Genomic DNA, 12,820 nt, shown 5'->3' with positions numbered 1-12,820 from the left:
CGCCACGGTTGTTGGGCATAGTCTGGCCATTTATTGCCGTCGTACTGTTTCAGGCCCTGTTGGGGGGCGTCAGCTTGTACGTTCTGTCGGCAGTGCGCGGCTATGTTGCCGGTGAAAGCTTGTGGTCGAAGGGGCAAAAAGACGCCATCTATTACCTCAACCTCTACGCGGACAGTCGCGACGAGGCGATTTTTCTCAAATACCAGAACGCCATTGCCATACCTCAGGGGGGGCACGAGTTGCGCCTGGCGCTGGATCACCAGCCACCTGAAATCGAAGCCGCGCGAGTGGCAATCCTCAAGGGGGGCAACCACCCTGACGACGTTTCCCGCCTGATATGGCTCTACCTCAACTTCCGGCATGTCTCTTACCTCGAAAAAGCCATCGACCTCTGGACGGTGGGTGACGCGTACCTGCTGCAACTCGATGATGTCGCGCAGGAGATGCACCAGCGCGTTGCCGACAAACAGGTTTCAACCGCTGATCTCTGGCGCTGGAAAGACCAGATACTCGCCATCAACGATGCCGTGACGCCCGCCGCCAAAGCGTTCAGCGATGCATTGGGCGAAGGCTCGCGCTTGATTCTCAGGTTTCTGCTGGTGACCAACCTCGCCACCGCGCTGATCTTGATTGCGCTGGCGTTGCTGCGTACCCACAAGTTGCTCAAGCAGCGGCATGAATTCGCCGAGGCGCTGCAATTGGAAAAAGACCGGGCGCAGATCACGTTGCAATCCATTGGCGACGGCGTGATCACCACGAATGTCGACGGCGCTATCACCTATATGAATCCCGCCGCCGAGGCGCTGACCCACTGGAAAGCCGAACAGGCGACGGGTTTGCCGCTCGCGGCGCTGTTCAATTTGCTGGATGAAAACGCTCAGGCTGATGGGCTCACGTTGATCGAACACATTTTGAGCGGTCAGCTCTGCGGTGGCAGCGAACATTCCAAGCTGATTCAGCGTCTGGATGGCAGCACGGTGTGGGTGACGCTGGTGGGTTCGCCGATTCGCAATGCTGGCAAGGTCAGCGGCACCGTGCTGGTGTTGCATGACATGACGCAGGAGCGCCAGTACATTGCCAATCTGTCCTGGCAGGCGACTCATGACGCCTTGACCGGGCTGGCCAACCGCCGCGAGTTCGAGTTTCGACTGGAGCAGGCACTGCACAACCTGACGCGGTATACCGGGTGTCATGCCCTGATGTTTCTCGATCTGGATCAATTCAAACTGGTCAATGACACGTGCGGTCATGCGGCGGGCGATGAACTGCTGCGGCATATCTGTGCGTTGTTGCAAGCCGGTTTGCACGAAGGTGACACCCTGGCTCGGCTGGGTGGCGATGAGTTCGGTATCTTGCTGGAAAACTGCGCACCGGACGCTGCCGAGAAGATTGCCGAAAGTTTGCGCCTGACCGTACAAAACCTGCACTTTGTCTGGAAAGGCCGACCCTTTGTCACCACGGTAAGCATAGGGCTGGTGCATGTCGCGCAACCTCCTGCGACCCTGGAAGCATCACTGCGCGCCGCTGATATGGCGTGTTACATGGCCAAGGAAAAAGGACGAAATCGGGTTCAGGTCTATCACTCCGATGACTCGGAACTGACATTGCGTTTTGGCGAAATGGCCTGGGTGCAGCGCCTGCACATAGCGCTGGAAGAGAATCGCTTTTGCCTGTATTCCCAGGAAATCGCGCCATTGGGGCGTACCGAGCGCGGCGGTGGGCATATTGAAATCCTGTTGCGTCTGCATGACGAAGCCGGTCGCATGATCTTGCCGGACAGTTTTATTCCGGCCGCGGAGCGTTATGGGTTGATGACTGCGCTGGATCGCTGGGTGGTGGAGAACGTCTTCAAGATTATTGCCCAATGCAGGACTGAAGAGCGCCAAGGTCCATTAGCCATGTGTGCGATTAATCTGTCAGGCACAACTATAGGAGATGAGGCGTTTCTGCACTTTCTGCGTGAGCAGTTTGTTAACTATTCAATTCCACCTGAAATGATTTGTTTTGAAATCACAGAAACCAGTGCAATTTCAAATTTGGGCAGTGCAATAAGATTTATCAATGAACTCAAAGGCTTAGGTTGTCACTTTTCATTAGATGATTTTTGCGCCGGAATGTCTTCGTTCGCTTACTTGAAACATTTGCCTGTAGACTTCCTGAAGATCGACGGGAGTTTCGTAAAGGATATGTTGGACGACCCGATTAACCGCGCCATGGTCGAAGTGATTAACCACATCGGGCATGTCATGGGTAAGCGCACGATTGCCGAGTTTGTAGAGTCACCCCAGATTGAACAGGCACTGCTGGAAATCGGGGTCGATTTCGCTCAAGGGTATGTGATTGAACGCCCGAATCCGTTTACCTGCGATAGTTTGCAAAGTCGTCCCGCCAGGCCCCAGCCTTTGTTGTTCAAGGCCCCCGGCACGTTCCGTTGAAATCTCTTGCTGATCCAAACAATCACCATCAAAAGGAGCTCGACAGTGATCGACACATTCAACCGAACCGGACCACTCATGGAAGCGGCAAGTTATCCCGCCTGGGCTCAACAGCTCATCAAGGATTGCAGCGAGAGTAAGCGCCGGGTTGTCGAACACGAACTGTATCAGCGCATGCGAGACAACAAGCTCAGCGCCAAGACCATGCGCCACTACCTCATTGGTGGCTGGCCGGTGGTAGAACAGTTCGCGTTATACATGGCACAAAACCTGACCAAGACCCGCTTTGCCCGTCATCCCGGCGAAGACATGGCGCGTCGTTGGCTGATGCGCAATATTCGCGTGGAGTTGAACCATGCCGATTATTGGGTGCACTGGAGTCGGGCTCATGGGGTCAGCCTGGAAGACCTGCAGGTGCAACAGGTTGCCCCCGAACTTCACGCCTTGAGCCATTGGTGCTGGCACACCAGTTCGGCCGATTCGTTGATCGTGGCCATTGCGGCGACCAACTACGCCATTGAAGGCGCGACTGGAGAGTGGTCGGCCCTGGTCTGCTCCAGTGGCGTCTACGCCGCAGCATTCCCGGAAGAAGATCGCAAGCGGGCGATGAAGTGGTTGAAGATGCACGCCCAGTACGACGATGCCCATCCATGGGAAGCACTGGAAATCATCTGTACCCTGGCAGGCATGAACCCGAGCAAATCCCTGCAAGTGGAACTGCGACAGGCAGTGTGCAAGAGCTACGACTACATGCACCTGTTTCTGGAGCGCTGCATGCAACTGGAGCATTCGGAAAAGGCACCGGTGACACGTGAGCGCCTGGCACTGGCTGAAAGCTGATTCTCAGGCAACACAAACCAACTGTGGGAGCGAGCTCGCTCGCGATGGCTGCCAAACATTCCATACAGATACTGAATGTTAGAAAGCTATCGCGAGCAAGCTCGCTCCCACATTAGTTTGTAGCGTTGCCTAAAGCTCAACCCGCCATCGTCAACCGGTTGCGCCCTTCGCGCTTGGCGACATACAGCGCACTGTCGGCCCGCCGCACCAGGCTTTCGGCGGACTCGCCAGGCAGCAGGGTCGAGCATCCGAGGCTGACGGTCAGTTCTACGGCATTGCCATCAGCCCGATAGTCCTGGGCCTGAGCTGCAATGCGCACTCGCTCGCCAACCATGGCCGCTGCTTCCCGCGTGGTGTTGGACAGCAGGATCAGGAACTCTTCGCCCCCAAACCGAAACACCATGTCGACATTGCGCAACTGGTTTTTGATCGCGCTGGCGACCGCCTTGAGCACCTCATCGCCCGCATTGTGGCCGTAACTGTCGTTGATGTTTTTGAAGTGATCGATGTCCAGCATCAGCAATGACAAAGGCATCAAGTGGCGTCGCGACATCTCGATTTCGCGTTCCAGGGTCTGATCCATGGCAACACGGTTACCGGTACCGGTCAGCGGATCGCGCAATGCGCTTTGGGTAGCGGCTCGGTAAAGAAGGGCATTGCGCATCGGAAAGAGCAGTGCGGACAGCAATGACTCCAGATTGCCTTGATCCTGCTCGCTGAATCGCTGATTGCGCCGGAACACCAGTTCACCGAGCTGTTCGCCTTCATGGCTGAGGCTGTAACTGACCGAGTGATGACCACGCTGACCAAACTCCAGGCGCAAGTCACTGGCTTGATGCTGATACGTCAAGGCATCCAGTGAAACCAGGTGCTGAATTTCGCGGAAGAAAAGTCCGAGTATGCGTTGTGGCTCAAGACTGGTTTGCAGCTGCTGACCCAATTGCTGGCGCAATTGCGCAAGGCTGACGGGGAGTTCCAGAAGGGAAAGCTGCTGACCAAATCCCAGGCGTTGCAATTTGGCATTGTCGAAGTCAATTGCGTTGGACTGGGAAGGTGATTTCATATGGCGTAAGCCCCTAAGCAGTAAAGCTGTCTTACAGACTGGGTGAGAGCGGCTTTGGGCTGCGCGACATGCACGTATATCAGTCCCGCAGGACGACATATGTCGCAAGTCTGGTTCGCTTTGCCGAAGATCAGTCACCTATCGGCTCAAGCGTCCGCCCGTCTGCTTTCACACTGCTGTCTGAGAAACTTTAGAGCGAAAGTCGTGCCATTCGGTTCATTCATAAAAATAACCATATAAATCATTGGTTTGAATGCGATGACGAGAGCGGGTGATGAAATGTGTGACAGTTGTTTGACTGGCAAGGAGGGATGGTTATGGCGCGCTTTGTGTGCCGCGCCGGGAAATCGGCACGGAACGGCACAAAAGCGCGACGCACGGTGTTACTGGGCGTTGAACGCCTGGCCATTGATGCCGGTACTGTCCGGGCCCATCAGGTAGAGATAAGCCGGCATGATCTCTTCCGGGGTCGGGTTGTTGAGTGGATTTTCCCCTGGGTAAGCCTGCGCCCGCATGCTGGTGCGCGTGGCACCCGGGTTGATGCTGTTGGAACGTACCGGAGCCACGGTGTCCACTTCGTCGGCCAAGGTTTGCATCAGGCCTTCAGTGGCAAACTTGGAAACGCCATACGCGCCCCAATAGGCACGCCCCTTGCGGCCGACGCTGCTGGAGGTAAACACCACCGAGGCGTCCTGCGACAGCTTTAGCAGAGGCAGCAGGGTGCTGGTGAGCATGAACATGGCGTTGACATTGACATGCATGACGCGCATGAAGTTTTCGCCGGATAGCTGTTCGATCGGCGTGCGCGGACCGATGATCGACGCGTTATGCAGCAAACCGTCGAGATGGCCGAATTCGGCCTCGATCATCGCTGCCAGCTCGTCGTACTGGTGGGGCAGGGCGGTTTCCAGGTTGAACGGAATCACCGCTGGCTGTGGATACCCGGCCGCTTCGATTTCGTCATAAACCTGAGTCAGGTTGGCTTCGGTCTTGCCCAGCAGCAATACGGTGGCGCCATGGGCTGCGTAGGTTTTCGCAGCCGCCGCGCCGATGCCGCGACCAGCACCGGTGACCAGAATGACCCGGTCCTTGAGTAATTCAGGGCGGGCGGAATAATCAAACATAAGAAACCTCAACAAATAAGAAAGCAGACCCTGTAGGAGCATGGCTTGCCAGCGATGGCRTTTTCGGAATCGCTACCGCCGGCAAGCCGTGCTCCTACAATCAGCAACTGCAGAGAGCGCTATCGAGCACCTTGCGCAATTCCAGCGGATGATCCACCACCACGTCCGCCCCCCAATGCCGAGGGTTGTCGTCCGGGTGAATGTAGCCGTAGGTCACCGCAGCCGTCTTGGTGCCGGCATCGCGACCGGATTCGATATCGCGCAGATCATCGCCGACAAACAACACGCTGGCCGGGTCCAGGTCGAGCATCTTGCACGCCAGGATCAGCGGCTCCGGGTCTGGCTTGCTGTTCTTCACGTGATCGGGGCAGATCAGCAGCGCGGAGCGCTCGGCCAAGCCCAGTTGCTGCATGATCGGCTCGGCGAAACGCAGCGGCTTGTTGGTGACCACGCCCCAGATCAGGTTGGCCTTTTCGATGTCGGCCAGCAATTCGCCCATGCCGTCGAAGAGCTTGCTGTGCACCGCGCAACCGGCGAGATAGCGCTCCAGGAACTCGAGTCGCAGCTCTTCAAAACCCGGCGATTGCGGGTCCATCGAAAAGGTCACGGCGACCATGGCCTTGGCGCCGCCGGAGATCTCGTCACGAATATGCTTGTCATTGACGGGCGGCAAGCCACGGTCGGCGCGCATCGCCTGACAGATGGCAATAAAGTCCGGCGCGGTGTCGAGCAGCGTGCCGTCCATGTCAAAAAGGACTGCTCTGATACGCATCGGCTTACTCCTCGCGCAGGGTCTGGATCATGTAGTTGACGTCCACATCGGCCGCCAGTTTGTAGTGCTTGGTCAACGGGTTGTAGGTCAGGCCGATGATGTCCTTGACGGTCAGGCCCGCCATGCGGCTCCAGGCGCCAAGCTCGGAAGGGCGGATGAACTTCTTGAAATCGTGCGTGCCGCGCGGCAGCAACTTCATGATGTATTCGGCACCGACGATGGCGAACAGGTATGCCTTCGGATTGCGGTTGATGGTGGAGAAGAACACTTGGCCGCCGGGCTTGACCATGCGGAAGCAGGCGCGGATGACCGAAGACGGATCCGGTACGTGCTCGAGCATTTCCAGGCATGTGACGACGTCGAATTGCTCAGGCATTTCCTCGGCGAGGCCTTCGGCGGTGATCTGACGGTATTCGACGTTCACACCGGATTCCAGCTGATGCAACTGCGCGACTGCGAGCGGCGCTTCGCCCATGTCGATGCCCATGACTGTGGCGCCGCGCTGGGCCATGGCCTCGCTCAGAATTCCGCCGCCGCAACCAACGTCCAGCACCTTCTTTCCGGCCAGCTTGACGCGCTCATCAATCCAGTTGACCCGCAGCGGGTTGATGTCGTGAAGCGGCTTGAACTCGCTTTCACGGTCCCACCAGCGATGGGCCAGGGCTTCGAATTTGGCGATCTCGGCGTAGTCGACGTTGCTCATGGTTCAGTCCTCAAAAACTTGAAAAATCCTGTTGTCCCGGTTTTTTGCTCCGGGGATCTTACGATTCGGTGCGGCCACTGATGCGCTGGCCCCAGGCCTTGGCGGTGGCGCATAACTGTTCTTCATCCAGGCGGGTCAGGCGTCGGTCGTCGAGCAGTTGCTTGCCGGCGACCCACAAGTGTTTCACGCAGTCCCGGCCGGTGGCGTAGATGAGTTGCGAAACCGGGTCATAGACTGGTTGCTGCGCCAGGCCGGACAGATCAAACGCCACCATATCAGCCGCTTTGCCGACTTCCAGCGAACCCGTTTGCGCCTCGATCCCCAGCGCGCGGGCGCCATTGAGCGTGGCCATGCGCAAGGCGCGATGAGCATCCAGCGCGGTGGCCGAACCGGCGACGGCCTTGGCCAACAACGCAGCGGTGCGGGTTTCACCCAGCAGGTCGAGGTCGTTGTTACTGGTGGCGCCATCGGTACCGACAGCCACATTGACACCCGCCTGCCACAACCGCTCGACCGGACAAAAACCGCTGGCCAGCTTGAGGTTGGATTCCGGGCAATGAATCACATTGGTGTTGGTTTCTACCAGCATCACCAGGTCTTCTTCGCTGATTTGTGTCATGTGAACGGCCTGGAACTTCGGCCCGAGCAGGCCCAGTCGGCCGAGGCGAGCCAACGGGCGTTCACCGCGTTGCTCGACCGATTGCTGCACTTCGAAGGCAGTTTCATGGACGTGCATGTGAATCGAAGCATCCAGTTCTTCGGCGATCACCCGGATTTTCTCCAGGTTTTCATCGCCCACGGTGTACGGTGCATGGGGCCCGAATGTGATTTTGATGCGCTCGTGGTGTTTGAGGTCGCCAAACAATTCCACTCCCTGACGAATGGCTTCGTCCGCCGTGCTGGCGCCCGGGATCGGGAAGTCGAGGATCGGAATGGCGATTTGCGCGCGAATTCCGCTGTTATGTACGCGCTCGCTGGCAACCTTTGGGAAAAAATACATGTCAGAGAAACAGGTGATGCCGCCTTTGATCTGTTCGGCGATGGCCAGATCCGTGCCGTCGCGTACGAAATCTTCATCAACCCACTTGGCCTCTGCCGGCCAGATGTGGTTTTCCAGCCAGGTCATGAGTGGCAAATCATCGGCCAGGCCACGAAACAGTGTCATGGCGGCGTGCCCATGGGCATTGATCAGGCCAGGGGTGAGCAGCATGTCCGGCAACTCACGGACTTCGGTTGCGTTAAGCTTCAGCGCAGCCGAACGTGGACCGATAAAAACGATGCGTCCGTCACGGATGCCCAGGCCATGCTCTTTGAGGACAACGCCAGCAGGTTCGACGGGTACCAGCCAGGTCGGCAGCAACAACAGGTCGAGCGCAGCGGCAGTGTTCGGCATCGAGGATCGGTTCCAGTGCTTTTGTAAAGGATGGCGAAGTATACCCGAGCGTCTTCGCGGGGGGATCGCTATAATCGGCGGCTTTTGTGCTTGAGTGTGGGGTGAGGGATGCGCGATCGATTGTTGGCTGCAGAGAAAGTGAAGGCCATCGATTGGCGTGATGGCGTCCTGTACCTGCTGGATCAGCGTGTTTTGCCTTTCGAAGAAACCTGGATTGCCTACACCAGTGCAGCCGGTGTGGCCGAGGCTATTCGTTCGATGGTAGTGCGTGGTGCGCCAGCGATTGGCATCACTGCTGCGTATGCCATGGTGCTGTCAGCTCGCGTCCGAATTGCCGAGGGCGGTGACTGGCAGGCGGCGTGGGAGGAAGACTACGCATTACTGGCTGATTCCCGTCCAACAGCCGTGAATCTGTTCTGGGCCTTGAGTCGCATGCGTGACCGCCTGGACCGCCTCAAGGAAGACGCAGACCCTCTGCTGGCGCTGGAAGCGGAAGCCATTGCCATTCATGAAAGTGATCGCGAAGCCAACCTGACCATGGCCCAATTGGGTGTGGATCTGATCCGCAAGCACCAAGGCAATGCCCAGGCGATCCTGACTCACTGCAACACCGGCGCGCTGGCCACGGGTGGCTTCGGCACGGCGCTGGGCGTGATTCGCGGGGCCTTTATCGAAGGCATGGTTGAGCGCGTTTACGCCAACGAAACCCGGCCGTGGCTGCAAGGTTCGCGTTTGACCGCATGGGAACTGGCCAACGAAGGCATTCCCGTGACCGTGAATGTCGACTCCGCTGCCGCGCACATCATGAAAATCAAAGGTGTGACCTGGGTGATCGTCGGCGCTGACCGCATCACCGCCAATGGCGATGTGGCGAACAAGATTGGCACCTATCAGCTGGCGGTCAACGCCATGCATCATGGCGTGCGCTTCATGGTGGTGGCGCCGAGCTCGACCATCGACCTGAACATGGCCAGTGGCGACGAAATTCCTATTGAAGAGCGTGACGGCCGTGAGTTGCTGGAGGTCGGCGGCCAGCGGGTTGGGGCGGATGTTGATGCGTTCAACCCGGTGTTCGATGTAACCCCGGCGGACCTGATTGACGTGATCGTCACTGAAAAAGGCATCGTCGAGCGGCCGGATACTGCGAAAATGGCGCAGTTGATGTGCCGCAAGCGTCTGCATTAATAATTTCTGGCGTCTGAAAGATTGCCATCGCGAGCAGGCTCGCAGGGGGTTTGTGAACGACGCAGATCCAGTGTGGGAGTGAGCCTGCTCGCGATGAGGCCCTGACAGCCAACAAATACGCTTCATTCAGCTCTGAAATTTTCCTCTAAGCCCCTCTCGTCTCCCTCAAGCCTGTCATCGGTCAACTAACTATGCTCCATGCGCGTCTGGGGGATAGGTGCGTGGCGGCTCTTGTGATAACATCTGGCGTTTTCCGAGGCAGCCCCACGGGGTTGTCTTTACTGCGCAAATCCATGGTTCTTCTTGTTGATTTGTCGTAAGTCGGTGTATGGCACTCAGCCTGCAGCGGCGAGCTTCGTTCGTCCCAAATGGATGTGACGAAGTTTCACCAGAAAAAGGAATCGAGCTTCTCATGGGCGAACTGGCCAAAGAAATCCTCCCGGTCAATATCGAAGACGAGCTGAAGCAGTCCTACCTCGACTACGCAATGAGCGTAATTGTCGGGCGGGCCCTGCCGGATGCGCGCGATGGCTTGAAGCCCGTGCACCGGCGTGTGCTGTTCGCGATGAGCGAGCTGGGCAACGACTTCAACAAGCCGTACAAGAAATCTGCCCGTGTTGTCGGTGACGTCATCGGTAAGTATCACCCGCACGGTGATACAGCGGTGTACGACACCATCGTCCGCATGGCACAGCCGTTCTCGCTGCGTTATCTGCTGGTAGACGGTCAAGGCAACTTCGGTTCGGTGGACGGCGACAACGCCGCGGCCATGCGATACACCGAAGTACGCATGACCAAGCTGGCGCACGAGCTGCTGGCTGACCTGCACAAAGAAACCGTGGACTGGGTGCCGAACTACGACGGCACCGAAATGATCCCGGCGGTCATGCCGACCCGTATTCCCAACCTGCTCGTCAACGGCTCCAGCGGTATCGCCGTGGGCATGGCGACCAACATTCCGCCGCACAACCTCGGTGAAGTCATCGACGGTTGCCTGGCCCTCATCGACAACCCAGAGTTGACCATCGATGAGCTGATGCAATACATCCCCGGTCCKGACTTCCCGACCGCCGCGATCATCAACGGTCGCGCCGGCATCATCGAAGCCTACCGCACCGGTCGTGGCCGCATTTACATGCGCGCCCGCTCGACGATCGAAGACATCGACAAGGTCGGTGGTCGTCAGCAGATCGTCATTACCGAACTCCCTTACCAGCTCAACAAAGCCCGTCTGATCGAGAAGATCGCCGAGCTGGTCAAAGAGAAGAAGCTTGAAGGCATCACCGAGCTGCGCGACGAGTCCGACAAGGACGGTATGCGCGTCGTGATCGAACTGCGTCGCGGCGAAGTGCCTGAGGTGATCCTCAACAACCTCTACGCCCAGACCCAGTTGCAAGCGGTGTTCGGTATCAACATCGTTGCGCTGATCGACGGCCGTCCACGGATCCTGAACCTCAAGGACCTGCTGGAAGCCTTCGTTCGTCACCGTCGCGAAGTCGTTACCCGCCGTACCGTGTTCGAACTGCGTAAAGCCCGCGAACGTGGTCACATTCTGGAAGGTCAAGCGGTTGCCCTGTCGAACATCGACCCGGTCATCGCCCTGATCAAGGCCTCGCCAACGCCGTCGGAAGCCAAGGAAGCGCTGATCAGCACGGCCTGGGAATCCTCCGCCGTAGTGGCGATGGTCGAGCGTGCCGGTGCCGATTCTTGCCGTCCGGAGACCCTGGACCCGCAATACGGCCTGCGTGAAGGCAAATACTTCCTGTCGCCAGAACAGGCGCAAGCCATTCTGGAACTGCGTCTGCACCGTCTGACCGGTCTGGAACACGAAAAGCTGCTGGCCGAGTATCAAGAGATCCTCAACCAGATCGGCGAACTGATCCGCATCCTCAGCAGCGCCACGCGCCTGATGGAAGTGATCCGCGAAGAGCTGGAAGTGATCCGCGCCGAGTACGGCGACGTGCGCCGCACCGAGATCCTCGATGCCCGTCTCGACCTGACCCTGGGTGACATGATCCCGGAAGAAGAGCGCGTCGTGACCATTTCCCACGGTGGCTACGCCAAGACCCAGCCATTGGCTGCGTACCAGGCTCAGCGTCGTGGCGGTAAAGGCAAATCGGCGACCGGCGTTAAAGATGAGGATTACATCGCTCACCTGCTGGTCGCCAACAGCCACACCACGCTGCTGCTGTTCTCCAGCAAAGGCAAAGTGTACTGGCTGAAAACCTACGAAATTCCGGAAGCCTCCCGCGCTGCCCGTGGTCGTCCGCTGGTCAACCTGCTGCCGCTGGACAGTGATGAATACATCACCACCATGCTGCCGGTCGAGGAATACACCGAAGGTCACTTCATCTTCATGGCCACTGCCAAAGGCACTGTGAAGAAGACCCCGCTGGAATCCTTCAGCCGTCAACGCAGCGTTGGTTTGATCGCGCTGGAACTGGACGAAGGCGACGTACTRATCTCTGCCGCCATTACCGATGGCGAGCGCGAAGTCATGCTGTTCTCCGATGGCGGCAAGGTCACGCGCTTCAAGGAAACCGACGTTCGCGCCATGGGTCGTACCGCTCGCGGTGTCCGCGGCATGCGTCTTCCAGAAGGCCAGAAGTTGATTTCCATGCTGATCCCGGAAGAAGGCAGCCAGATCCTCACCGCTTCGGCGCGTGGTTTCGGCAAGCGCACGGCGATCACCGAGTTCCCTGAGTACAAGCGTGGCGGTCAAGGCGTTATCGCCATGGTCAGCAACGACCGTAACGGCCGTCTGGTCGGCGCGGTCCAGGTGCTCGATGGCGAAGAAATTATGCTGATTTCTGACCAGGGCACGTTAGTTCGTACCCGTGTCGACGAAGTTTCCAGCCTGGGTCGGAACACCCAGGGCGTGACCCTGATCAAGCTGGCCAGCGATGAAACATTGGTCGGTCTGGAGCGGGTTCAGGAGCCGTCGGAAGTCGAAGGTGACGAGCTGGAAGGTGAAGAGGGTGCAGAGCTCGTTGGCGAAGTCGTGATCGACGACGTTGTTGACGATCAGCAACTCGATGCCGCCGCTGACGAAGAGCCACAAGAGTAAGCGAACAAACAGGGGGCGGATGAGAATTCGCCCCCTTGTTGTTTGTATGAGCGGAAAATTTCGATATCAGTGGAGACCCCTTGTGGGAGCGAGCCTGCTCGCGATGCAGGCGCTGCGGTATGACTGAAACGCTGCGGTGATGCAATCGCGAGCAGGCTCGCTCCCACAAGGGGTCTCCACTGATATCGAAATTTTCCGCTCATACAAACAACAAGGGGGCGAATTCTCATCCGCCCCC

The 12,820-nt window shown here is 58.0% G+C and carries 9 protein-coding genes; 4 read left to right on the top strand and 5 right to left on the bottom strand.

Translation table 11 applies throughout. From position 1 onward, the window contains the following. Both AC1DSG_RS20075 and AC1DSG_RS20070 read left to right on the top strand, forming a co-directional pair. Positions 1-2,435: EAL domain-containing protein (locus AC1DSG_RS20075; RefSeq protein ID WP_477792441.1), on the top strand; the 2,435-nt coding region annotated here is incomplete at its 5' end. A 78-nt stretch (positions 2,436-2,513) separates the two neighbouring features. Then, positions 2,514-3,275, top strand: coding sequence for a TenA family transcriptional regulator (locus AC1DSG_RS20070; protein ID WP_477792442.1), 762 nt, complete (start codon positions 2,514-2,516; stop codon positions 3,273-3,275). A 136-nt stretch (positions 3,276-3,411) separates the two neighbouring features. On the opposite strand, the gene AC1DSG_RS20065 is transcribed toward AC1DSG_RS20070, so the two are convergent. From AC1DSG_RS20065 to AC1DSG_RS20045, 5 genes are all read right to left on the bottom strand, one after another. Then, positions 3,412-4,338, bottom strand: coding sequence for a GGDEF domain-containing protein (locus AC1DSG_RS20065; RefSeq protein WP_477792440.1), 927 nt, complete (start codon positions 4,336-4,338; stop codon positions 3,412-3,414). Positions 4,339-4,721: 383 nt separating this feature from the next. After that, positions 4,722-5,462 (bottom strand): YciK family oxidoreductase, encoded by a 741-nt coding sequence (locus AC1DSG_RS20060; RefSeq protein ID WP_477792439.1) that lies wholly within the window; start codon positions 5,460-5,462, stop codon positions 4,722-4,724. 100 nt (positions 5,463-5,562) lie between these two features. Beyond that, on the bottom strand, positions 5,563-6,234 hold the full coding sequence (gene mupP / locus AC1DSG_RS20055; protein WP_477792438.1) for an N-acetylmuramic acid 6-phosphate phosphatase MupP: 672 nt from the start codon (positions 6,232-6,234) through the stop codon (positions 5,563-5,565). Positions 6,235-6,238: 4 nt separating this feature from the next. Further along, a complete protein-coding gene (gene ubiG, locus AC1DSG_RS20050; protein ID WP_477792437.1) occupies positions 6,239-6,937 on the bottom strand; it encodes a bifunctional 2-polyprenyl-6-hydroxyphenol methylase/3-demethylubiquinol 3-O-methyltransferase UbiG in 699 nt (232 codons plus the stop codon). A 58-nt stretch (positions 6,938-6,995) separates the two neighbouring features. Next, complete coding sequence (locus AC1DSG_RS20045; RefSeq protein WP_477792436.1) at positions 6,996-8,330, bottom strand: TRZ/ATZ family hydrolase; 1,335 nt, start codon at positions 8,328-8,330, stop codon at positions 6,996-6,998. 108 nt (positions 8,331-8,438) lie between these two features. Between AC1DSG_RS20045 and mtnA the strand changes: the two genes are divergently transcribed. Next, a complete protein-coding gene (mtnA, locus tag AC1DSG_RS20040; RefSeq protein ID WP_477792435.1) occupies positions 8,439-9,515 on the top strand; it encodes an S-methyl-5-thioribose-1-phosphate isomerase in 1,077 nt (358 codons plus the stop codon). Between the two features lie 412 nt (positions 9,516-9,927). Beyond that, positions 9,928-12,582: a DNA gyrase subunit A gene (gyrA, locus tag AC1DSG_RS20035; RefSeq protein WP_477792434.1), complete on the top strand. Its 2,655-nt coding sequence runs from the start codon at positions 9,928-9,930 to the stop codon at positions 12,580-12,582. The last annotated feature ends 238 nt before the right edge of the window (positions 12,583-12,820 follow it).

It is taken from the genome of Pseudomonas sp. P5_A12, from assembly GCF_056400685.1.
The sequence above is the reverse complement of the archived record's forward strand: the minus strand, read 5'-3'. Positions and strand labels throughout refer to the sequence as shown.